Origin of the sequence: Paraburkholderia sp. BR14312 (assembly GCF_040948675.1) — a bacterium.
GTDB classification, from domain to species: Bacteria; Pseudomonadota; Gammaproteobacteria; order Burkholderiales; family Burkholderiaceae; genus Paraburkholderia; species Paraburkholderia nodosa_A.
Genome location: NZ_JBFPKI010000002.1, coordinates 601,092 through 622,012, shown reverse-complemented (window position 1 = coordinate 622,012; position 20,921 = coordinate 601,092). Strand labels below are relative to the sequence as shown.

Genomic DNA, 20,921 nt, shown 5'->3' with positions numbered 1-20,921 from the left:
CTTGCGCCGCAATGACGCGGCGCTGCCTGGAGGCAGCCATGCATTCACCCCTCGCGCTCGTACGCGATGCACAACCCGATATTGCGCACACCGAAGGATCTTACGAGACGCTTGAACATCTCGTGGGCGTCAACCTCGCCCGGCTGCGCGCCGAACGCCAGCTTTCGCTCGATGCGCTCGCACGCGCCTCCGGTGTCTCGCGCGCGATGCTCGCTCAAGTCGAGTCGGCGCGCAGCGTGCCGTCGATCAAGGTGCTGTGCAAGGTGGCGGCGGCGCTCAAGGTCTCGGTTTCGGCGTTCCTGCGGCGGCATGCCGTGAACGGTTTCGAGCATTTGCCCGCCGAGCGGGCATCGCGCCTCGTTTCCGCCGACGGTCGTTATTCGGCGCGCGCGCTCTATCCGGAAGGCGAGCCCGCCGCCGCCGAATTCCACGAACTGCGCATCGCGCCGCTGCATACCGAGTCCGGCGTGCGCCGCCCGCCCGGCACGACGGTGAACCTCGTGGTGAGCGAGGGCACGCTCGAAGTGAGCGTGCACGATCGGCGCCAACTGCTCGCCACCGGCGACGCGATCGTCTTCGACGCCGACCAGCCGCACAGCCTGCGCAACCCGGGCGACACCGAGGCGCGCGTGTTTCGCGTGACGCTCAACGCCGAGACGCCGCCGCGCTGGGACGTGCCGGCCGGGACGGCGCAGCCGGCATGAGCCGCGTCGCGCCTTCGAGAACATCGTCTAGTCGCAAGTTTTCGCGCTGCACAGTTGCGCAGCCTGTTGTATCCTTTGCCCGCCGGTCAAGTCAGGTAACAAGCCGGTAATCAGTGCGTCTTCAGGGCGGGGTGAAATTCCCCACCGGCGGTATGCCGGCCGCGCCGCAAGGCAAGGCCGACGAGCCCGCGAGCGCCTGCGCGAGCTTCAGTGTGTCGTGCGCAGGGTCAGCAGATCTGGTGCGAAGCCAGAGCCGACGGTCATAGTCCGGATGAAAGAAGATGTGCAGATGGTCATGTTTGCCCATCCGCCGCGGCGTTTCGGCCGGTGCGTGTGCGTCTCCGTTTTCGAGGCGCGCCACGTCACTGCCGAATCACGCGTGCCGGGGATTCCTGCCTGTTTGCAATGCCCTGAAACGTTTTTCGCCTAACTCTCGCGAGGAGCGTTTCACATGTCCCTTACTGCCAGTACCCCTCTCGCTTCATCCCAGGGCGCGCCGCTCGACGCCGCCGCCGATCTCCCGTTCATCGATTCCGAGCCGGTGCCGCCGCGCATTGCCGCCGCGTTGCAAGCCATGCGCGAAGGCCGCCCGGTCGTGCTGCAGGACGACCACGACCGCGAGGATGAGGCCGACCTGATCGTCGCCGCCGAACGCCTCACGCCCGAAACGATGGCGCTCTTCATCCGCGAATGCAGCGGCATCGTATGCCTGTGTCTCTCAGACGAAAAAGTGCGCGCGCTCGAACTGCCGCCGATGGTGGCCCACAACGAGAGCCGCAACCGCACCGCGTTCACGGTCTCGATCGAAGCGCGTGACGGGGTGAGCACGGGCGTGTCGGCCGCCGACCGCGTGACGACGATCCGCGCCGCGATCGCCCCGGACGCCAAGCCTGCCGATATCGTGCGCCCCGGCCACGTGTTCCCGCTGCGCGCGCAGAGGGGCGGCGTGCTGGCGCGCCGCGGCCATACTGAAGGTACCGTCGATCTGGCGGTGCTCGCGGGCCTCGCGCCCGCCGGCGTGCTGTGCGAGCTGATGAACCCGGATGGCACGATGGCGCGCGGCAAGCAGGTCGACGACTTCGCCAGGCTGCACAATCTGCCGGTGCTTTCGATTGCCGAGCTGGTGGCGTTTCGCGAGTCGCTCGCCGTGGCGCGCGAGCGCTGCGCCGAGCCGGCCTGAGGCGCGCAGTCTTACGACTGCACGTCGCCGAATTCGCCGCGCACGCCGGCCTCGACGAGCGCCGGCAGTTCTTCCATGTGGGCCATGATGCGCGTGATGCCCATCTCGCGCAGCACGTCGGCGTAGCCCGAAGGAATGTGGCTCGCGCCCACGAACGCAATCGTCTTCATGCCTGCCGCGCGCGCGGCGTTCAAACCCGAAATGCTGTCTTCGACGACGATGCAGCGCGCCGGCTCCACGCCGAGCTGCTTCGCCGCATGCAGGTACACGTCCGGATAAGGCTTGGGCCGCGCAACCTGCTCGGCGCTGAAGATGCGCTCGCCGAAGATCGTGTCGTGGCCGGCGCGCCGCACCGAAGCGTGCACGCGCGTGAGCCGGCTGTTCGAGACGACGGCGGCAGGCAGCGTCACCCGGCGCAAGGCGTCGCGCACGCCGTTGATCGGGCTCACCGATTCGGCAATGGCGGCTTCGCAACGATGTTCGATGGTCTCGAGAAAGTCCTCGGGCATCGTGAGGTCGAAGCGCGCGGCGACGTCGGCGAGAAAGCGCGAGGTCTGCTGGCCGAACGCCGCATTCACGGCGGCGTGAAAATCGATGCCGGGAAAGGTGCTGCTGAGCGTATCGAACAGAACGCGGTCGGCGATGACTTCGCTGTCGACGAGCACGCCGTCACAGTCGCAGATGAGATGGTCGATCATGCGTGAAACGAGAGGCCGGGCAGCGCGCGGCCAGCGGTCGGCGGCCGTGCATGCGCCTGAGCCAGGCAGGGGACAAGGTGGAAACCCCAATCATACGTGCTTTTGCTTTTTGAAAGCAGCGCACACGCGGCCTGGGATGCTCAGCCGGCGTCTGCTGCGTTTGCCTCGCGGGTGTCGGCCCACGCCTTTGCTGCGCCAATCGCGCGCTGCCAGCCGGCGAGGCACCTTGCCGCCTCGTCGCGCTGCAACGAGGGCGTGAAGCGGCGCTCGAGGCTCCAGTGCCGCTGGAGTTCCTCGATATCGCGCCAGAACCCCACCGCGAGCCCGGCCAGATATCCCGCGCCCAGCGCGGTGCTTTCGCTGGAGCGCGGCCGCAACACATCCACGCCCAGCAGATCGGCCTGGAACTGCATGAGCAGATCGTTCGCGCTGGCGCTGCCATCCACGCGCAGCTCGTTCACGCGCATGCCGGAGTCGGCCTCCATGGCGGCGAGCACGTCGAACGACTGATAGGCAATCGAATCGAGCGCCGCGCGTGCGATATGCGCCGCGGTCGTGCCGCGCGTGAGCCCGAACAGCGTGCCGCGCGCATGCGCGTTCCAGTGCGGCGCGCCGAGGCCGGCGAACGCGGGCACGAGGTACACGCCGTCGCTGTGCGGCACGCTGGCCGCGAGCGGTTCGATTTCCGCTGCACTGCGAATGATGCCGAGTCCGTCGCGCAGCCATTGCACCACCGCGCCCGCGATAAAGATGCTGCCCTCAAGCGCGTATTGCGTTTGCCCGAGCGCTTGCCACGCGATGGTCGTGACGAGGTTGTGGCTCGATTCGACAGGCTGCGCGCCGGTATTCATCACGAGAAAACAGCCGGTGCCGTAGGTGTTCTTCACCATGCCGGGGCGCATGCACATTTGCCCGAAGAGCGCCGCATGCTGGTCGCCGGCCACGCCGGCAAGCGGGATTTCGGCCGCGAAAAGCGACGCCGCCGTGCGCGCATAGACCTCCGACGACGAACGCACCTCCGGCAGCATGCTGCGCGGAATCTCGAAGAGCGCGAGCAGGTCGTCGTCCCAGCGCAGCGTGTGGATGTCGAAGAGCATGGTGCGCGCGGCATTGGTGACGTCGGTGGCGTGCAGCGCGCCGCGCGTGAAGTGCCACAGCAGCCAGCTGTCCACGGTGCCGAACGCGAGACGGCCTGCGCGCGCCTTATCGCGCGCGCCCTCGACATGATCGAGAATCCAGCGGATTTTCGTGGCCGAAAAGTACGCGTCGATCGGCAGGCCGGTTTTCGTGCGCACCGTCGGCTCGAGGCCGCGCGCTTTCAGCTCGTCGCAATAGCCGGCCGTGCGGCGGTCCTGCCAGACGATCGCGTTGTACACGGGCTGACCTGTTGCCCGGTCCCATACGAGGGTCGTTTCGCGCTGGTTCGTGATGCCGATGCCCGCAATCGCGGCGGCCCCGACGCCCGCGCGCGTGAGCGCTTGCGCCGCGACGCCTGCCTGGCTCGACCAGATGTCGCGCGGGTCATGTTCGACCCAGCCGGGTCGCGGGTAGCGTTGCGCGAACTCCTTCTGGGCGAGCGCGACGATTGCACCGCTGCGCTCGAGCAGCAAGGCGCGCGAACTCGTCGTGCCCTGGTCCAGCGCGAGGATGTACGACTCGGCGTGCGACTGAGGCATCGTGCAGTCTCCCTGGAGGGTGTGCGGGGTACGCGCGTCGACCGGCGCGCAACGAGGCGCGTGCCATCGGTCCCAGCATAGCCCGAAAGCGATTTGCGCTCGATTCGGCGCAACGGAACGGTCAAGGTGTCGCTCGCACGGCGCGGTGCGACAATAATCGAGTCGGGATGCAGTCGTTCCAACCAGTCGAAAACGATAACGAGGCAATCATGCGTGCAATTGCGATGATCGGTGCAGCCGTGCTGCTCACGGGGTGCGTGGGCGCGCCGCCGGGCCCGGAAGGCGGGGGGCGCGCGCCGTCGCTCGCCGCTTTGCAGCAGATGTGCGGCGGCCAGGCGGTCGATTTCGGTGCCTATGCGCCGGGCGTCTACGCGGCCATTTTCGACGCGTGGGTCGCCAATCGCCGCGGCAGGCTGCCCCAGGACCAGTTTTGCGGTTTCCAGGCTCAGCTCGCGCAGCAATACACCACGCTCGGCAAGAGCGGCAACGGCGAGGCGCGGGGTGAGTGGGTGAACTTCCTCAACGCACAGCGCGCCCAGGCGCTGAGCTGGCGGTCGGCGGTCGACCCCACGTTGAGAGCCGGGTAGGCGAATAGGCGAAGGGTGCCGCGGCAGGGTGCGCGCATTCGCGCGTGCGAGCAGTGCAAACAGGCATGCGCAAAAAAATGGTCACGCGGGCATGAAGCGCGCGGGTCCGCGTGACCATGCACTGCAGGCGCGTACGTCTACTGCCGTGCGCCTGCATCGGGGACGTGCCCGACAAGCCGGGCTCGCGGACGACCCATGCGTCCGCGCAAATCGATAAAGGGCAATGGAGCCTGTGGCTGCGCGGGTACTCGGCCCGCGGGATCAGGCTACGAACACCGTTTGATGGCGCGCAACGCAGAGTCGCCGATTTCGGTTAGTCGCCATTGCTGAAGGCCGGATGCAAGGCGCTCCAGTTGGACGAGCTGTCGTTCGAGCAAGGCGTCCAGTTCTTCTCGCTCCATGTCGAGCTGGTTGGGGGCGTCCTGCACTAGCAGCAGGGTGGCGAATTCATGCGGACTCAGCATCGTTCTCTCCGTGTTGCCGCATCAGAGGTCGCCGGTTGCGGCCCGCAGGGCGGCGCAGCGACAGGAATGCGGTGGTATGAGCGAAAGCCTGCGACCGGGCAGATCGACTGGCTGGAGGGACCGGCCATCAGGCCCGCCTATGCGCGGCCCAAACGGCATCCAGCCCGGGATCTACCTCGGGGAACTGGAGTGTAGTCAACGCCGCTGCGTTGTACAAACCACGCCCCGAAAATTTTCCCTTTGACATTCGAGCCCGCACGCAGCGGTGCTGCGAGCCGCCTGGATTCGCGAAATCACTTGAAGTTCGTGCCGCAGCGCGGCACGCAGCGAGCGAATGCGCTTCGATACGCTACGCATCAAACGCACGGTATGCCCGTGGGTATTGCGTTTGCGCGTCGGTTAGTGATCGTCACATGACGTAACGCGAAGAGGTCGTCAATTTCCGGAACTGCGGGAACTGGGCCCGGTCTGTGCTTTGTGACTGCAGCTGCGCGAAAGTACAGCTAAGATGGAAATAGGGATGGCTGGTAACGTTCACTGCACGTGACTGGCGCAGTTCGCCGGGCCTCCGGCCGGACGCCGCGCGTCGTGAGCGTAAAACGCCGCTTCGGGAGTAGGACACAATGCGTAACGACAATGAGCCTCGCCATGTGATGCCCTGGCGCATCGAAGACATCGATCTCACACGTATCGACCGTCAACGCGCCGCAGCCAACGAAGATCTGCTGCTGCTCCTCGCCGCCTCTTCGTTCATTGAAAGCGGCTCCGACCTCTACACGAGCAACCTGAACGTGTTCTTCAAAGGCGACCCCGAGGTCTCCGAGTGGCTCGTTCGCGAATGGGAGCCCGAAGAGCTTCAGCACGGACGCGCGCTGAAGACGTACATCCAGTACGTGTGGCCCGAGTTCGACTGGGACGCGGCGTTTCAGACCTTCATCGAAGAGTATTCGAAGACCTGTTCGTTCGAGGAGTTCGAGAAAACGCGCGCGCTCGAAATGGTCGCGCGCTGCGTGGTCGAAACCGGCACCGCCACGCTCTATCGCGCGATCGGCGAGTATTCGGATGAGCCCGTGCTCAAGGAAATCACCGACAACATCCGCAGCGACGAAGTGCGCCACTACAAGCACTTTTTCCGCTATTTCAAGAAGTACAACCAGATAGAAGGGCACGGGCGTCTCGCCGTGCTCGGCGCGCTCATGCGCCGCGTGATGGAGATCAAGAACGAGGATTCCGAGATCGCGCTGCGTCATGTCTACGCGGGCCGCTATCCCGAGCGCGTGCGCGACGAGGCCTATAGCCGCGAACTGACCGCGCGCGTGAACAGGCTGGTACGCCACAATCTGTCCGCCGACATGTGCGTGAAGATGCTGCTCAAGCCGCTCAACCTGCCCGCGAAGATCCGGCCCGGCGTGCACTATCCGCTCGCGAAGATCACGCAACACGTGTTCTTCCGCTAGGACATCGGCGCACGAAAACAAAAAGCCCGCTGCGGGAGCGGGCTTTTTCGTTTCTGGACGCGAAGATCAGCGATCGCGCTGGCCGTTGCCGTCGCGGCGCGAATTGCCGCCTGGGCGGCCGCCGAGCAGCGCGCCCGGGTTGCCTTGCGGCTTGCGTTGTTGCGGGCGGCCCAGTGCGCTCTCGTGCGAAACGCCGCGCTGGTTTTCGCGACGCGTATGCTCGCCGCGCGCGCCTTGTGCGCCGTGATTCGCGCCTTGCTGTTTCACGGGCTTGGCGGTGCGCACGCCGCCGTTCGAAGCCGGCTTGGCCGGGCGCTGACCGACGTTGCCGCCTCCGTTGGCTGCTGCCTGCGCGCGGTTGCCGTCGCGGCCGCCTTCGCGCTTGCCTTCGCGGCCACCTTCGCGACTACCGCCGCGCGATTCACGCGGTTCACGCGCCTGCGCGGGCCGTCCGCCGTTCGTGGCATTGGCGCCATTCGACGCACCGCGGCCCTGGCCTTGCCCTTGGCGCGGCGAGCGCCCTTGGGGCTGGCTGCGGCGCTGGATCGGCTCCGGCTTCGCGTTCGGGTCTGGCTCGAAGCCCGCAATGACCTCCTGGGGCACCGCACGCTTGATGAGCTTCTCGATGTCCTTGAGCAACTGATGCTCGTCCACGCAGACGAGCGACACGGCTTCACCCGTCGCGCCCGCGCGGCCAGTGCGGCCGATGCGGTGCACGTAGTCCTCGGGCACGTTCGGCAGATCGTAGTTGACGACGTGCGGAAGCTGGTCGATATCGATCCCGCGCGCGGCGATGTCGGTCGCGACGAGCACCTGGAGCGTGCCGTCCTTGAACTCGCTCAAAGCGCGCGTGCGCGCCGACTGGCTCTTGTTGCCGTGAATCGCGAGCGCGCTGATGCCGTCCTTCGTGAGCTGCTCGGCGAGGCGGTTCGCGCCGTGCTTGGTGCGCGTGAACACGAGCACCTGAAACCAGTTGTGCTGGCGGATCAGGTGCGTGAGCAGATCGCGCTTGCGGTCGCGGTCGACGGGATAGATCTTCTGCGCAACGGTTTCGGCCGTGGTGTTGCGGCGCGCGACTTCGATCAGCGCGGGCGAGTCGAGCAGGCTGTCGGCGAGCGCCTTGATCTCATCGGCGAAGGTGGCCGAGAAGAGCAGGTTCTGGCGCTTGGGCGGGAGCTTCGCGAGCACGCGCTTGATGTCGTGGATGAAGCCCATATCGAGCATGCGGTCGGCTTCGTCGAGCACGAGAATCTCGAGCTGCGACAGATCGATCGTCTTTTGCTGCATGTGATCGAGCAGGCGACCCGGCGTCGCGACCACGATATCCACGCCGCGCCTGAGCGCGTCGATTTGCGGATTGATGCCCACGCCGCCGAACATCACCGTGGACTTGAGCTTCAGATACTTGCCGTAGGCGCGCACGCTCTCTTCGACCTGCGCGGCGAGCTCACGCGTGGGCGTGAGGATCAGTGCACGCACCACGCGCTTGCCGTTCGCTGCCGGCGGCATGTCCGTGAGGCGTTGCAGGATCGGCAACGTGAAGCCGGCGGTCTTGCCGGTGCCGGTTTGCGCGCCGGCGAGCAGGTCGCCGCCGCCGAGCACGGCGGGAATCGCTTGCGCCTGGATGGGCGTGGGCGTGCTGTACCCCAGTTCGTTGACTGCGCGGACCAGCGGTTCGGACAAGCCGAGAGAATCGAAAGACATAAACACCTGTTGTATTGCAGTAGCGCGGGCGTCGCTTCGCGGCCCGAAGGCGCGCTGCGCAGCCAAAGCGGTGTTGCCGGGTTCGAATGCGCCCGGTGAAGCCGCCTTTTCGCGTTGTTCGGACGGCGCGCCAGTGCGCGCGCCGCGTTTTTTCTTCATGGAACGGACAAGTCTATCGAGACCCGTCGTCTGGCGTTAAGTTGCATCACGCGGCCGCGGACACTGCGGCGGCCGTACGATGTCTTCGCATTGACGCGTCACGCGACGTAGCGCGCGACGCTCACGAATTGACAGACGCTCCCGGCGAGCACGAACAGATGCCAGATTCCATGTCCGTGCCGGATGCGCTCGTCATTGATGAAAAAATAAATGCCGACGCTGTAAATGACGCCGCCGGCCAGCAGCCACGCCGTGCCCGCGGCCGGCAAGGCTTCGACGAGCGGGCGAACCGCCACCACCGCGAGCCAGCCCATCACCACGTAGAGCGCCATCGAAAGCATTCTCGTGCGCCGCCCGAGCGTGAGTTCCTGGACGATGCCAAGGGCCGCGAGCCCCCAGCTCACGCCGAAGAGCGACCAGCCCCAGGGTCCACGCAGCGTCACCAGCGTGAACGGAGTATAGCTGCCCGCGATGAGCAGATAGATCGCGGCGTGGTCGCACTTTTGCAGCACGGCCTTCAGGCGGATGCCGCGCACGCCGTGATACAGCGTCGAGATCGTGTACAGCGCGCACAACATCGCCCCGTATACCGCAAAGCTCACGACCTTGTACGCGTCGTGATCCAGCGCCGCGAGCGTCACGAGCGAGACGAGCCCCGCTACCGACAACATCGCGCCCACGAGGTGAGTAATGCTGTTCAGACGCTCACCGGCGTGCATGACGACCACTCCTTGTTCTTCCTGAGCGCAGCGCGCGCCGGCGGAACAGTGTTCCACCGCGTGCGGCGCCGTGCTCGAGCGCAGCGTTCAAAACCAGGCCTGACGGGCCACGGAGCCGCTTTCACCGCACGGCCCCGGCGCCAAATAGCGAAGGGCGCAGCCCGCGCACCGCGGACTGCGCCCTTATCAGGCAACCGTCACTATAACAGTAACCACTTGCGTGGGACCGCCGTAAGGGCGGAGGCCCTTACGGCGGTGGGCTGCTTTGCGTCAGTCGAGCGGAGACGAGCGCAGGTCCGCGACCTGTTGCGGGGACACCGGCGTGCCCTTGTTGCCCCAGGACATGCGGATGAACGTCACCACCGCCGCGACCTCCTGGTTCGAGAGCGACTGTCCAAACGGCGGCATGCCGTACGGGCGCGGATTGCCCCCCGTGCTTGGCGGATAGCCGCCGTTGAGCACCATGCGGATCGGGTTCACGGCCGAATGCATCTGGATCGACTGGTTGTTCGCAAGCGGCGGGAAGTTCGGCGGCATGCCGAGACCGTTCTCCGCGTGGCACTTTGCACACTGGTCATGGTAGATCTTCTGACCTTGCTGCAAGAGTTCGCCGCCGAACGCTTCCGACGTCTCCATCTGCATCGTTTCGGGCGCTTCCTTCTTCTGCGGGATGGTCTTCAGATACGAGGCCATCGCGTGGATGTCGTCGTCCGAGAGGTATTGCAGGCTGTTGTGGATCACGTCCGCCATCGGGCCGAACACGGCGCCGCGCTCGGAAACGCCGGTCTTCAGGAGGCTTGCGATGTCCCTGATGTCCCAGTCGCCGAGGCCGCCTTCACTGCCCGTGAGCGACGGCGCGTACCAGTTCTGCAGCGGGATCAGGCCGCCGGCGAAGGCCGCCGAGTTGACCGGGCCGCCCACCGCGTTGATCGACGTGTGGCACATGCCGCAGTGGCCGAGGCCTTCCACGAGATACGCGCCGCGGTTCCATTCGACCGACTTGGTCGGATCGGGCTTGTATTCGCCTTCGCGGAAGAACAGCGTGCGCCAGCCGATCAGCAGGTTGCGGTTGTTGAACGGGAACTTGAGTTCGTGCGGGCGGCTAGGCACGTTGACCGGCGGGACCGAGCGCAGATAGGCGAAGATCGCGTCGGCGTCGGCGCGCGTGACCTTGGTGTAGCTCGCGAACGGGAACGCCGGATAGAGCAGGCTGCCGTCCTTCGAGCGGCCCGTGTGCATGGCGCGATAGAAGTCGTCGGCGCTCCACTTGCCAATGCCGTACTGGTCGTCGGGCGTGATGTTCGGGGTGTAGAGCGTGCCGAACGGCGTGGCCATCGGCAGGCCGCCCGCGAACATCTGGCCGCCGCGCACGGTATGGCAGGCGATACAGTCGCCGGCGCGCGCGAGGTACTCGCCCTTCTTGATGAGATCGGCCTGGTCGACGGGCGTCGCGGCCTGCGCCGCAGCGTTGTGCAGATAGTGGGTGCCCGACCAGAGCACTGGTACGAGGGCCGCGGCGGCGGCCACGATCACGGCGGAAAGTGCGAACAGGGACTTGCGGTTCATATTGGCTGTCTCCCCCGGCGCCTTATTGCGGTTCGCTGCCGCAGGCAAGCGGCGTCTTGAGTGAGCCAGCCGGCGCCGGCACGGGGTTCTGCGGCGCGCTCTGCGTGGAGAGCCAGGCCGCGACCGCGTTCACGTCTTCGTCGGTGAGACGCGTGGCGATCTCATGCATGCAGTCGGGCGCCTTCGCATGCCGCGAGCCCGAGCGCCAGGCGCCGATCTGCGCACTGATGTAATCCATGTGCAGACCGACCAGACCTGGAATGGCCGGCTCCATGCCGGTGAGCTTCGCGCCGTGGCAGGCCGCGCAGGCGGGCACCTGTTTGGCCGGGTCGCCGTGCAGGACGATCTGCTGACCGCGTGCGAGCGTGTCGCTGCCGACCGAAGGTTTCGCGGGCGGCGGGTAGGGCGGCCGCTGCTGCGAGAAGAACGTTGCGATCTCGTGCAGGTAGTCGTCGGAGAGATAGGTGACCAGATAATTCATCGGAGGGTACTTGCGGCGCCCCTCGCGAAAGTTCATTAGCTGGTTGAACAGGTACTCGGCCGGTTTGCCGGCGAGACGCGGGAAGTAGTCGTTGTCGGTGCCCTGCCCATGCGAGCCGTGGCACGCGGTGCAGCCCTGCACGCGTGCGGCGATCGTGTCCGGGGCTTTGGCCTGCGGCGCGGAGGCCGCCGTCTGGGCATGTGCAGCGCTGAGAACGCCTGTCGTCCCGAGCAAAAGTGCTGCTGCCAGAGGCGCGACGAGCGGAATGAGCGGTCGGAAGATACGTCTTGGGGACACGCGTAACTCCATCTTTATCGTGGACCTGACCAGGCTTCGAACGGCCCGGCTTCCAGGCTGCGCGCGATGAAAGCAGCAGACCGTGCGCGCTGCGGCGACGCAGCAGATTCTAGCATCGGGAACTCATAGTGACCATTTGCCGCATGCACCACAAACGCTCTCCGATGGCTTCGAGGCGCCACCGCGACGTGCTTGCGGCCGATCGTCGCGTCGGTGCCGGTTATGATTCTGCACCTGTTCGCCAATCGGTGACACGGGGTTGTCCCGCACCCGCGCCCCATTCGGCGAGCCGCTCGTTGCCCGGTGCATGCATGTCATCATGCCGGGCGCATGCCGCCGCCACTTCCGGTCTCGTGCCTCGGCTCGATGCTCGCGCATGGAATGCGCGTTGAAGCCGCATCGAGCCCGCATTGAACCGAATGGCGCGGCGGCTATCGAAGCAGGCACCCTTGCGGGTCACGCGACGTGATGCTTGCGCGTGCTGCTGTTGCCGTTTTCATGTTGTTTCCTTGCCACTTGTCTCGATGACTCCAATTGCACTTTCCCTATCGTTGCATCCAGCCGACCGATCCCCTTCGCGCGAAGTCCGTGCGACCCGCAACACGCGGGAGGGCGAGGTCCGATGAAAGCTGACTGGCTCTGGATCGGGCAGGTCGCCATGGCGGCCATCGTCAACATCGCCTACGCATTCGCGCTCGGCTCGGCGTTCTATGGCGCCTGGCTCGACAAGGACGGCCGCACGCACGTCGCGCCCGCACGCCTCGCATGGCTGCGTGCGCAACGCTCGCTGCGCGCCGCGGCGTTCGTGCTCGTGGCGGCGCTCATCATGTGGATGCTCTACGAGAGCGCGTCGGTCAGCGGCGAACCGTTGCCCAGCGCGTTCGGCGTGGTCGGCACGGTGCTCTCGCAAACGCACGTCGGACACGCGTGGACCGTCGCGTTCGTCGGTGCGCTCGTGCTGCTCGGCTGCGCGTTCGCGGCTTCGAGCGTGGCGCGCGACGGTGTGCTGTGGCTCGCGCTCGTCGCCATCGCCGCGGGGCGCGCGGGGCTCGGACACGCCGCCGATGCGGGCTTCGCCTCGGCTGCGCTCGGGCTGCATACCCTCCACTTGCTCAGCGCGAGCGCGTGGAGCGGCGTCGTCATGGCGGGAGGGCTTGCCGTGCTGCCGGCGCTCGGCGCATCGACGGCACGCGGCGTGCTGATCCGCACGGCGGGCCAGATTTCGAATGTGGCGTTCTTCGCAGTGGGCTTCGTGATCGCGACGGGCGTGTTCGATGCGCTGCGCGGCAGCGGCGGCTCGATCGACGCCATCGTCGGCAGCACCTGGGGCCGCGTGTTGATGCTCAAGGCTGTGCTCGTGCTGCTCGCGCTCGCGATGGGCGGCTTCAACCGGCTCGTGGCGATGCCCGAGTTGCGGCGCGCGGCGTCGACGGCGGCGGCGCGCCGGTTCGTCAACGTGATCCATCTCGAAGCCATCGTGATGATCGGCGTGCTGGTGGCCGCAGCCGCGCTCGCGCACAGCGTGCCGGCCTACGTGTTGCAGGGCTGAAACGTCGTCGCCGCAACTTATTCGTAGCCGAGCCGGTGACTGAGGATCGGTGAGAAGAAGAGGGCGAGGGCGCAGCCCGTGGCGTTGCCTTCGAGCTCCGCGAGCGCAGCCACGGAGGTTGGATTAGCGATCAGCGCGATCAACTGCGGCGCACACCATAGCGCCGCGGCGCCGATCGCGGCGTACTCGACCCAACGAATGCGCCAGCCGCGCGTGAAGGCGATTGCGGCAGCGAGCACGCGCAGGAAGCCGAAGGCGACGAGTGCGCCGACGGCGGCTTGTTCGCGGATCAGATAGTCGGGAAGCGACGCGTCCATGGAGTCCTTTGCAACACCGAGGTTGGGTTGCAAAGGAATCTGCAAGGAGCAGGCCAGTGGCTGGCGTTCGCGTTCGGCGCGTGTCTTCGATGATGGCCGCGCCTTGCGCGGCGCGGCATTCCATGAACTGGCTGTGTGCGCAAACGACATAAGGCGTGCGCGCGTCTCGCGAGCGCGCGCGCCGAAGCCCGCAAAGCCACGCGAAATGTTACGTCGCCGAAACGCGCAGCATCGAGCGCGTCACTTCATGCCGCGCGCCGCGCGTTCGGCGTTCATTTGCGCATCACCATTCGGCGACGCTGCCATCTTCGTGACGCCAAACCGGATTGCGCCAGCGGTGACCGGTCTTCGCCATCTCGCGCACCTTCTCCTCGTTCACGTCGATGCCGAGACCCGGGCCCTGCGGAATCGAGACGAAGCCGTCTTCGTACTTGAAGACTTCGGGATTCCTGATGTAGTCGAGCAGGTCGTTGCCCTTGTTGTAGTGGATGCCGAGGCTCTGCTCCTGGATGAACGCGTTGTAGCTCACGGCATCGATCTGCAGGCAGGTGGCGAGCGCGATCGGTCCGAGCGGGCAGTGCAGCGCGAGCGCGACGTCATAGGCTTCGGCCATCGCGGCGATCTTGCGGCACTCGGTGATGCCGCCCGCGTGCGAGGCGTCGGGCTGGATGATGTCCACGTAGCCGCCCGCGAGAATGTGCTTGAAATCCCAGCGCGAATACAGACGCTCGCCCAGCGCGATCGGCGTGCTGGTCTGGTTGACGATGTCGCGCAGCGCCTCGACGTTCTCCGAGAGCACGGGCTCTTCGATGAACATCAGCTTGAACGGATCGAGTTCCTTCGCGAGCACCTTGGCCATCGGCTTGTGCACACGGCCATGGAAGTCCACGCCGATGCCGACGTTCGGGCCCACGGCCTCGCGCACGGCCGCGACGTTGTTGATGACGCCCTGCACCTTGTCGAAGGTGTCGATGATCTGCAGTTCTTCCGAGCCGTTCATCTTCACGGCCTTGAAGCCGCGCTCGACTACGGCGCGCGCGTTGTTGGCGACGTCGCTCGGACGGTCGCCGCCGATCCACGAATACACCTTGATCTTGTCGCGCACCTGGCCGCCGAGCAGCGCGTGAACGGGCACGCCATGATGCTTGCCCTTGATGTCCCAGAGCGCCTGATCGACGCCGGCAATGGCGCTCATCGAGATCGGGCCGCCGCGGTAAAAGCCCGCGCGATACATCACCTGCCAGTGATCCTCGATGAGGAGCGGGTCCTTGCCGATCAGATAATCGGCGAGTTCATCGACGGCGGCGGCTACCGTGTGCGCGCGCCCTTCGACGATCGGCTCGCCCCAGCCGACGATCCCCTCGTCCGTTTCGATCTTTAGAAAGAGCCAGCGCGGCGGGACGACGAAGGTTTCGAGCCTGGTGATTTTCATGCGGTGTCTCCATGACCTTGAGCGGTAGGGCGGCGCTCGCATCACGCGCGAGCGGCAACGTCTTCATCCGCCCATGCTACTGCAAAATTCGCCTTTAAGTGCTATTAATAGTATTATTTCGCAACGCTTCCCAATATCCAGGAGAACGGCGATTCAACGCGATCTGCACGGCACGGTGGCCTACGAACTCGGCAGCGCGATCCTGCGTGGCGACTACCCGCCCGCGACGGTCCTGCCGCGCGAGGCCGAACTCATGGCAACGTTCGATGTGAGCCGAACGGTGCTGCGCGAGGCGCTGCGCACGCTCACCTCGAAAGGGCTCGTGGAGTCGCGTCCGCGCGTGGGCACGCGGGTGCGTGCGCGCGAAGCGTGGAATCTGCTCGATGCCGACGTGCTCGACTGGTACGCGCGCGTGGCGCCGCCGCTTGCTTTTGCGCTCAAGCTCCAGGAAATGCGCGAGATGATCGAGCCGTTTGCGGCAGGGTTGGCCGCAAACGCGCATGATTCCGATGCGCTTGCGTCGATCGCCGCCGCGCACGAGGCCATGGCACAAGCGCGCAATGTGGACGAATGGGTGCGCGCCGACCTGCGCTTTCATCTCGCGGTGCTGGGCGCTTGCCGCAACGAATTGCTGGTGCCGCTCGGCACGCTGATCGAGCGCACGCTCGAAGGCCAGTTGCGCGTGAACGCAAAGCGCGCCGAGGTGTTCAACGCCGCGCTGCCCGACCACACCCTCGTGTACGAGGCGATCGTGCAACGCGACGCCTATGCGGCGAGCCGCGCAATGGCGGCGTTGCTGCGCCTCACGCGCGAGCGCATCGAGCGATGAACGCGTATGCCGGATGGGTGTCTTCGCAACGAATCGCGAAAAACGCAGCGAATTGCAGATGTAAAACGATTGCGCTGGCGCATGCAATGACGTTTGCTATGCTTTAGCTCGATCGAACGGCGCCGTAGCTTTCAGTGCCGTCAGCAAGTCAAAGGCAACGCTAACGGTTAAGCGATGAAGAAGAGCGAAGCGAAGGACACCCAACTGGACAACGCAACCCTGCTGGAAATCATCAAGGCGCAGTCGGACATCGCGAAGCTCGGGCTCGATCTCGGCGGCGTGATGGCCTACGTGGCGGAGCGCACCGAGCAGCTCACGCGAGCCCAGGGTGCGGTCGTCGAACTCGCCGAGGGTGAGGACATGGTCTACCGCGCGGCCTCGGGCAACGTCGCGAACCTCCTCGGATTGCGCCTCGCGCGTGAAACGAGCCTGTCGGGCCTGTGCGTGCGCGAGGGCGAGATCCTGCGCTGCGACGACTCGGAAACCGACCCGCGCGTGGACCGTGAAGCGTGCCGGCGCGCCGGCCTGCGTTCGATGATCGTCACGCCGCTCAAGCATCTCGAGACGACGGTCGGTGTTCTGAAAGTCACGAATTCGGAAGTCGACGCCTTCAAGGACGAGGACATCCGCACGCTCTCGCTGATGTCCGAACTCATCGCCGCAGCCATGTTCCACGCCGCGCGGCACGAGACGAGCGAGCTCTATCTGCGCGCGACGCATGACGCACTCACCGGTTTGCCCAATCGCGCGCTCTTTTACGATCGCCTGCGCCAGTCGGTGGACCTCGCGCTGCGCTCGTCGGGCGGACTCGGCGTGCTCAATCTCGACATGGACGGCCTCAAGCCGATCAACGACCGCTACGGGCATCGCGCCGGCGACGCGGCGATTCGCGAGACCGCGACGCGCATTGCGCGCCACAGCCGCCGCGTGGACACGGCCGCGCGCGTGGGCGGCGACGAGTTCGCCGTGATCCTGCCCGGCATCGCGGGGCGCGGGGACGCCGAGGCGTATAGCCGCCGGCTCGTGGACACTGTGGGCGAGCCGTTCGAGTTCGAAGGACATCGCATCGATCTCGGCGTGAGCGTGGGCGTTGCCATCCTGCCCGACGACGGCACCGAGATGACGGCGCTGATCGAATACGCGGATCGTTCGATGTACGAAACGAAGCGGGAGCGCAAGCAGATCAGGTGAATGCCGTGCGGTCCGGCGGACTCCGGTTCGCCACGCACGCGGCAATGAAAAAAGCCGCTGTCCTTGTGGGACAGCGGCTTTCTTTTGCAACTGGTGGCGAATCAGGGATTCGAACCCCGGACCTGCGGATTATGATTCCGTCGCTCTAACCGGCTGAGCTAATTCGCCGAAGAAAAGAATTATCGCGGTACAGCCGGAGGCTGTCAACCCCCTTCGTCATCTTTTTTGCAGGGAAGGCGGCCGCCGGGCGAGAAGCCCCACCCGGCAGCGCTCACAGCCTCAATCCTGCGCGTAAATATCCGAGTCCTTGGTTTCCTTCACGAACAGCATGCCGATCACGAAGGTGCCCAGCGCGATGATGATCGGATACCAGAGGCCCGAGTAGATATCGCCGCGCGCCGCCACGATCGCGAAGGCCGTCGCCGGCAGGAAGCCGCCGAACCAGCCGTTGCCGATGTGATAGGGCAGCGACATCGAGGTGTAGCGGATGCGCGTCGGGAACATCTCCACCAGCATCGCCGCGATCGGCCCGTACACCATGGTCACGAAGATCACGAGGATCGTGAGCATCACCACCGTCATCGGCCAGTTGAGCTGCGCGGGATCGGCCTTGAGCGGATAGCCCGCCGCTTTCAGCGTAGCCGCGAGCGTCTTCTCGAACAGCGCGCCGGCTTCCTTGGCGCCGGGCGCCCGGCCGTCAAACGTGTCGATGGTCGTGTCGCCCACCTTGATTTGCGCGAGCGTGCCTGCCGGGGCGGCCACGTTCTCGTAGTTCAGGCCGGCCTTTGAAAGTGCGCTCTTGGCGATGTCGCACGAACTCGTGAATTTCGAGGTGCCGACCGGGTTGAACTGGAACGAGCATTCGGCCGGATCCGCGATCACGACGATGGGTGCGCGTGCGGTCGCGGCTTCGAGCGCGGGGTTCGCGTAGTGCGTGATCGCCTTGAAGATCGGGAAGTAGGTGAGCGCCGCGATCAGGCAGCCAGCCATGATGATCGGCTTGCGGCCGATCTTGTCGGAGAGCGCGCCGAAGAACAGGAAGAACGGCGTGCCGATCAGCAGCGCCACCGCGATCAGGATGTTGGCGCTGGCGCCGTCCACCTTGAGCGTCTGCGTCAGGAAGAAGAGCGCGTAGAACTGGCCCGTGTACCAGACCACGGCCTGGCCGGCCGTGACGCCGAAGAGCGCGAGCAGCACGACCTTGAGGTTCTTCCACTGGCCGAACGCTTCAGTAAGCGGGGCCTTCGAGACCTTGCCCTCGGCCTTGATGCGCTTGAACGCCGGCGATTCGTCGAGTTGCAGACGGATCCACACCGAAACCGCGAGCAGCAGGATCGAGGCGACGAACGGAATGCGCCATGCCCATGCGGCGAACTGCTCTTCGCCGGTGAAGGTGCGCACGCCGAGGATCACGAGCAGCGAGAGAAACAGGCCAAGTGTGGCGGTCGTCTGGATCCACGAGGTGTAGAAACCCCGTCGTCCGGCCGGCGCGTGTTCCGCGACGTAAGTCGCGGCGCCGCCGTACTCGCCGCCGAGCGCGAGGCCCTGCAGCAGCCGCATGCCGATGAAGATCACCGGCGACGCAATGCCGATCGACGCATAGCCGGGCAGGAAGCCGACCACGAAGGTCGAGATACCCATGATGACGATCGTGACGAGGAACGTGTGCTTGCGGCCCACGAGGTCGCCGAGGCGACCGAACACGATCGCGCCGAACGGACGCACGGCAAAGCCCGCAGCGAAGCCGAGCAGCGTGAAGATGAAGCCGGCAGTGGGATTGACGCCGGAAAAGAAGCTCTTGCTGATGAAGGCCGCGAGCGATCCGGCCAGGTAGAAGTCATACCACTCGAACACGGTGCCGAGCGACGACGCGAAGATCACGCGTTTTTCGTCGCTGGTCATCGGCGCGTGCGAGACTTGTCCGCCAACGGTTGCCATAGATGTCTCCAGTATTGATATGCGTGTGGTCCGTCGGGCAGGCGACTCGTAGACCCGCGGTCCTGCGGAGCATTATTGGAATGGAAACTTACGGGCTTCTGACGCGGGTGTGGGTTTTCGAGTGTAGCGTCGGTGTGGGGTGGGGTCGGCTAACGTCGCTGAATTCGCAATCAAAATACTGCATTTATGGGTAAATATATTCTAACGTGCAGATTTTGACTCGCTCGAAGCGTATCGGGTAAGGGTAAGTCCCATCCCGGTTTTCTGACGCGGTCCGTCAGTTTCGCGGTGGTTTCGCCGCCAAAGCGCCGGCAATGCCGCTCAGGCCTGCGTACGCAAGCGCAGCGTCACGCGCACGAGCGTGCCGGCGAGGCGCGGCGTGTCCTGATAGACGTGATCCTCGATGGCGAGCATGCCGCCGTGCATCGTGGCGATCTCGCGCACGATCGCGAGCCCGAGTCCGCTGCCTTCGCCGTCGCGCCCGAGAATGCGGTAGAAGCGCTCGAGCACGCGTTCGCGCTCGGCGCTCGGAATGCCTATGCCCGTATCTTCCACCTCGAGATGGACCATGCCCGCCGAGGGCTCGGGCCGCACGCGCACGGTGATGCGCCCGCCCGCGGGCGTGTAGCGGATCGCGTTGTCGATGAGGTTCGAGAGCATCTCGCGCAGCATCACCGGGTTGCCGTCCACTTCGATGCGCGCCCCCGCTTCGCCATCGTCTTCCTCACTGCCGCCGGCCGTTTCGGGGCCTTCGTAGCCGAGGTCCATCTGCTTGGCGAGCGCCGGCTGCACCCAGTCGCGCACGGCGTGGCGCGCCACGTCGGCCACGTCCACCGAGGTGAAGACCTGTCCGGACATGCGGTTCTCCGCGCGCGCGAGTGCGAGCAGCTGGGTGACGAGCCGTGCGGCGTGCTCGGAGCTCGTCGCGATCTGCTCGAGCGAGCGGTGCACTTCGGCGGGGGCGTCCTGGCGCAGCGCGAGCTCGGCTTGGGTGCGCAGGCCCGCGAGCGGCGTTTTCATCTGATGCGCGGCGTCGGCGATGAAGCGCTTTTGCAGCTCCATGTTCTGTTCGAGGCGCGTAAGCAGGTCGTTGAACGAGGTGACGAGCGGCTCGATTTCGGGCGGCGCGCGGCGCGCTTCGAGCGGCGAAAGATCGTCGGGGCGACGCATGCGGATGTTCGACTGCAGCGCGTGCAGGGGAGCGAGGCCCCGCGAGAGCCCGAACCACACGAGCAGGATCGCGAGCGGCAAGATCACGAACTGCGGCAGGATCACGCCCTTGATGATGTCGTTGGCGAGCTGGCGGCGCTTGTCGAGCGTTTCCGCGACCTGCACGAGCACGGGTTGACCTTGCCGATCGCCGACGCTCGGATGCGTTGGCTCCACGGTCGTATAGGCGACGCGGATGTCGATGCCACGCAGCGTGTCGTCGCGGAATTCGACGAGGCCCGGCGGCGGGCGGTCGTCGTCGTGCGGCAGCGGCATGTCGCGATCGCCGCCGATCAGCTCGCCACGGCTGCCGAGCACCTGATAGAACACGCTGTCGACGTTATCGGCGCGCAGGAAGTCGCGCGTGGAGGCGGGCAGTGTCAGCTCGGCCACGCCGTTGACGGGCTGGATCTGGCGCGCGAGCACATAGGCGTCGGTTTCGAGCGCGCGGTCGAACGGGGCGTTGGCGATCGATTTCGCCACGAGATACGTGACCGCGATGCTCATCGGCCAGAGCAGCAGCAGGGGCGCGAGCATCCAGTCGAGAATCTCGCCGAAGAGCGAGCGCGGGCGGGCCTCGGCGGCGGCTTCGGCTTCGTCGGGCGGGGCGAACGGATTGGCGTAGCGGGCGTCGCGCGCGTCGTCGTCGAGGGCGTCGGCCGCGGATGCGGTCGCGCCCGAGACGCTGTCGGCCGGGCCGGCCACGCCTGCGGCGCCCTTGGGCGGCACGGCGCGCGCGATGGGAGGACGCCCGGCCATCGTCG

Annotated in this window: 18 protein-coding genes, 1 tRNA gene and 1 riboswitch; of the genes, 7 read left to right on the top strand and 12 right to left on the bottom strand. The window is 66.0% G+C overall.

The genetic code is table 11. The features are described from left to right. Nucleotides 1-38: 38 nt before the first annotated feature. Nucleotides 39-704, top strand: a complete 666-nt coding sequence (locus AB3X98_RS08720; RefSeq protein WP_069262878.1) for a helix-turn-helix domain-containing protein — start codon at nucleotides 39-41, stop codon at nucleotides 702-704. A 113-nt stretch (nucleotides 705-817) separates the two neighbouring features. Further along, a riboswitch (FMN riboswitch) is annotated at nucleotides 818-991 on the top strand. Nucleotides 992-1,155: 164 nt separating this feature from the next. Next, nucleotides 1,156-1,884, top strand: coding sequence for a 3,4-dihydroxy-2-butanone-4-phosphate synthase (gene ribB, locus AB3X98_RS08715; protein ID WP_069262877.1), 729 nt, complete (start codon nucleotides 1,156-1,158; stop codon nucleotides 1,882-1,884). 11 nt (nucleotides 1,885-1,895) lie between these two features. Here the strand turns inward: ribB and AB3X98_RS08710 are convergent, their stop codons facing one another. Continuing rightward, nucleotides 1,896-2,582: an HAD family hydrolase gene (locus AB3X98_RS08710; protein ID WP_368605563.1), complete on the bottom strand. Its 687-nt coding sequence runs from the start codon at nucleotides 2,580-2,582 to the stop codon at nucleotides 1,896-1,898. A 140-nt stretch (nucleotides 2,583-2,722) separates the two neighbouring features. After that, entirely contained in the window at nucleotides 2,723-4,258 is a 1,536-nt protein-coding gene (gene glpK / locus AB3X98_RS08705) for a glycerol kinase GlpK (RefSeq protein WP_368605564.1), read from the bottom strand. Between the two features lie 209 nt (nucleotides 4,259-4,467). Here glpK and AB3X98_RS08700 point away from each other — a divergent pair, with 209 nt between their 5' ends. Continuing rightward, nucleotides 4,468-4,845, top strand: coding sequence for a hypothetical protein (locus tag AB3X98_RS08700; protein ID WP_176732846.1), 378 nt, complete (start codon nucleotides 4,468-4,470; stop codon nucleotides 4,843-4,845). Between the two features lie 266 nt (nucleotides 4,846-5,111). Here AB3X98_RS08700 and AB3X98_RS08695 read toward each other — a convergent pair whose 3' ends face one another. Continuing rightward, the gene (locus AB3X98_RS08695) at nucleotides 5,112-5,309 is read right to left on the bottom strand and encodes a hypothetical protein (RefSeq protein ID WP_028205977.1); all 198 of its coding nucleotides are present in this window, start codon (nucleotides 5,307-5,309) and stop codon (nucleotides 5,112-5,114) included. Between the two features lie 623 nt (nucleotides 5,310-5,932). On the opposite strand from AB3X98_RS08695, the gene AB3X98_RS08690 reads away from it, so the two are divergent. Continuing rightward, a complete protein-coding gene (locus AB3X98_RS08690) occupies nucleotides 5,933-6,766 on the top strand; it encodes a ferritin-like domain-containing protein (protein WP_069262874.1) in 834 nt (277 codons plus the stop codon). Nucleotides 6,767-6,832: 66 nt separating this feature from the next. Here AB3X98_RS08690 and AB3X98_RS08685 read toward each other — a convergent pair whose 3' ends face one another. From AB3X98_RS08685 to AB3X98_RS08670, 4 genes are all read right to left on the bottom strand, one after another. Beyond that, complete coding sequence (locus tag AB3X98_RS08685; RefSeq protein WP_368605565.1) at nucleotides 6,833-8,470, bottom strand: DEAD/DEAH box helicase; 1,638 nt, start codon at nucleotides 8,468-8,470, stop codon at nucleotides 6,833-6,835. A 257-nt stretch (nucleotides 8,471-8,727) separates the two neighbouring features. Beyond that, a complete protein-coding gene (locus tag AB3X98_RS08680) occupies nucleotides 8,728-9,348 on the bottom strand; it encodes a hemolysin III family protein (protein WP_069262873.1) in 621 nt (206 codons plus the stop codon). A 270-nt stretch (nucleotides 9,349-9,618) separates the two neighbouring features. Then, nucleotides 9,619-10,914, bottom strand: a complete 1,296-nt coding sequence (locus AB3X98_RS08675) for a c-type cytochrome (protein WP_368605566.1) — start codon at nucleotides 10,912-10,914, stop codon at nucleotides 9,619-9,621. A gap of 22 nt (nucleotides 10,915-10,936) precedes the next feature. Then, nucleotides 10,937-11,704: a c-type cytochrome gene (locus AB3X98_RS08670; protein WP_069262871.1), complete on the bottom strand. Its 768-nt coding sequence runs from the start codon at nucleotides 11,702-11,704 to the stop codon at nucleotides 10,937-10,939. 610 nt (nucleotides 11,705-12,314) lie between these two features. Between AB3X98_RS08670 and AB3X98_RS08665 the strand changes: the two genes are divergently transcribed. After that, on the top strand, nucleotides 12,315-13,241 hold the full coding sequence (locus AB3X98_RS08665; RefSeq protein ID WP_368605567.1) for a CopD family protein: 927 nt from the start codon (nucleotides 12,315-12,317) through the stop codon (nucleotides 13,239-13,241). 17 nt (nucleotides 13,242-13,258) lie between these two features. On the opposite strand, the gene AB3X98_RS08660 is transcribed toward AB3X98_RS08665, so the two are convergent. Both AB3X98_RS08660 and dgoD read right to left on the bottom strand, forming a co-directional pair. Beyond that, entirely contained in the window at nucleotides 13,259-13,558 is a 300-nt protein-coding gene (locus tag AB3X98_RS08660; protein WP_368605568.1) for a hypothetical protein, read from the bottom strand. Nucleotides 13,559-13,841: 283 nt separating this feature from the next. After that, nucleotides 13,842-14,990, bottom strand: a complete 1,149-nt coding sequence (gene dgoD / locus AB3X98_RS08655; protein WP_069262869.1) for a galactonate dehydratase — start codon at nucleotides 14,988-14,990, stop codon at nucleotides 13,842-13,844. Nucleotides 14,991-15,063: 73 nt separating this feature from the next. On the opposite strand from dgoD, the gene AB3X98_RS08650 reads away from it, so the two are divergent. After that, complete coding sequence (locus tag AB3X98_RS08650) at nucleotides 15,064-15,819, top strand: FCD domain-containing protein (RefSeq protein ID WP_342948436.1); 756 nt, start codon at nucleotides 15,064-15,066, stop codon at nucleotides 15,817-15,819. 174 nt (nucleotides 15,820-15,993) lie between these two features. After that, nucleotides 15,994-17,010, top strand: a complete 1,017-nt coding sequence (locus AB3X98_RS08645) for a sensor domain-containing diguanylate cyclase (RefSeq protein ID WP_069262868.1) — start codon at nucleotides 15,994-15,996, stop codon at nucleotides 17,008-17,010. A 91-nt stretch (nucleotides 17,011-17,101) separates the two neighbouring features. On the opposite strand, the gene AB3X98_RS08640 is transcribed toward AB3X98_RS08645, so the two are convergent. From AB3X98_RS08640 to AB3X98_RS08630, 3 genes are all read right to left on the bottom strand, one after another. Continuing rightward, nucleotides 17,102-17,178 (bottom strand) — tRNA-Met (locus AB3X98_RS08640). A gap of 111 nt (nucleotides 17,179-17,289) precedes the next feature. After that, nucleotides 17,290-18,948: an MFS transporter gene (locus AB3X98_RS08635; protein WP_342948437.1), complete on the bottom strand. Its 1,659-nt coding sequence runs from the start codon at nucleotides 18,946-18,948 to the stop codon at nucleotides 17,290-17,292. A gap of 321 nt (nucleotides 18,949-19,269) precedes the next feature. After that, a complete protein-coding gene (locus tag AB3X98_RS08630; RefSeq protein ID WP_368605569.1) occupies nucleotides 19,270-20,916 on the bottom strand; it encodes a sensor histidine kinase N-terminal domain-containing protein in 1,647 nt (548 codons plus the stop codon). Nucleotides 20,917-20,921: the final 5 nt, after the last annotated feature.

What these genes read in the sequence shown, in the direction of transcription:
- AB3X98_RS08690 (WP_069262874.1), top strand. Translation starts at nt 5,933, where the DNA reads ATGCGTAACGACAATGAGCCTCGCCATGTGATGCCCTGGCGCATCGAA.
- AB3X98_RS08665 (WP_368605567.1), top strand. Translation starts at nt 12,315, where the DNA reads ATGAAAGCTGACTGGCTCTGGATCGGGCAGGTCGCCATGGCGGCCATC.
- dgoD (WP_069262869.1), bottom strand. Translation starts at nt 14,990, where the DNA reads ATGAAAATCACCAGGCTCGAAACCTTCGTCGTCCCGCCGCGCTGGCTC.
- AB3X98_RS08675 (WP_368605566.1), bottom strand. Translation starts at nt 10,914, where the DNA reads ATGAACCGCAAGTCCCTGTTCGCACTTTCCGCCGTGATCGTGGCCGCC.
- AB3X98_RS08670 (WP_069262871.1), bottom strand. Translation starts at nt 11,704, where the DNA reads ATGGAGTTACGCGTGTCCCCAAGACGTATCTTCCGACCGCTCATTCCG.
- AB3X98_RS08630 (WP_368605569.1), bottom strand. Translation starts at nt 20,916, where the DNA reads ATGGCCGGGCGTCCTCCCATCGCGCGCGCCGTGCCGCCCAAGGGCGCC.
- AB3X98_RS08700 (WP_176732846.1), top strand. Translation starts at nt 4,468, where the DNA reads ATGCGTGCAATTGCGATGATCGGTGCAGCCGTGCTGCTCACGGGGTGC.
- AB3X98_RS08635 (WP_342948437.1), bottom strand. Translation starts at nt 18,948, where the DNA reads ATGGCAACCGTTGGCGGACAAGTCTCGCACGCGCCGATGACCAGCGAC.
- AB3X98_RS08695 (WP_028205977.1), bottom strand. Translation starts at nt 5,309, where the DNA reads ATGCTGAGTCCGCATGAATTCGCCACCCTGCTGCTAGTGCAGGACGCC.
- AB3X98_RS08645 (WP_069262868.1), top strand. Translation starts at nt 15,994, where the DNA reads ATGAAGAAGAGCGAAGCGAAGGACACCCAACTGGACAACGCAACCCTG.
- AB3X98_RS08680 (WP_069262873.1), bottom strand. Translation starts at nt 9,348, where the DNA reads ATGCACGCCGGTGAGCGTCTGAACAGCATTACTCACCTCGTGGGCGCG.
- AB3X98_RS08685 (WP_368605565.1), bottom strand. Translation starts at nt 8,470, where the DNA reads ATGTCTTTCGATTCTCTCGGCTTGTCCGAACCGCTGGTCCGCGCAGTC.
- AB3X98_RS08710 (WP_368605563.1), bottom strand. Translation starts at nt 2,582, where the DNA reads ATGATCGACCATCTCATCTGCGACTGTGACGGCGTGCTCGTCGACAGC.
- AB3X98_RS08660 (WP_368605568.1), bottom strand. Translation starts at nt 13,558, where the DNA reads ATGGACGCGTCGCTTCCCGACTATCTGATCCGCGAACAAGCCGCCGTC.
- AB3X98_RS08720 (WP_069262878.1), top strand. Translation starts at nt 39, where the DNA reads ATGCATTCACCCCTCGCGCTCGTACGCGATGCACAACCCGATATTGCG.
- glpK (WP_368605564.1), bottom strand. Translation starts at nt 4,258, where the DNA reads ATGCCTCAGTCGCACGCCGAGTCGTACATCCTCGCGCTGGACCAGGGC.
- AB3X98_RS08650 (WP_342948436.1), top strand. Translation starts at nt 15,064, where the DNA reads ATGCTACTGCAAAATTCGCCTTTAAGTGCTATTAATAGTATTATTTCG.
- ribB (WP_069262877.1), top strand. Translation starts at nt 1,156, where the DNA reads ATGTCCCTTACTGCCAGTACCCCTCTCGCTTCATCCCAGGGCGCGCCG.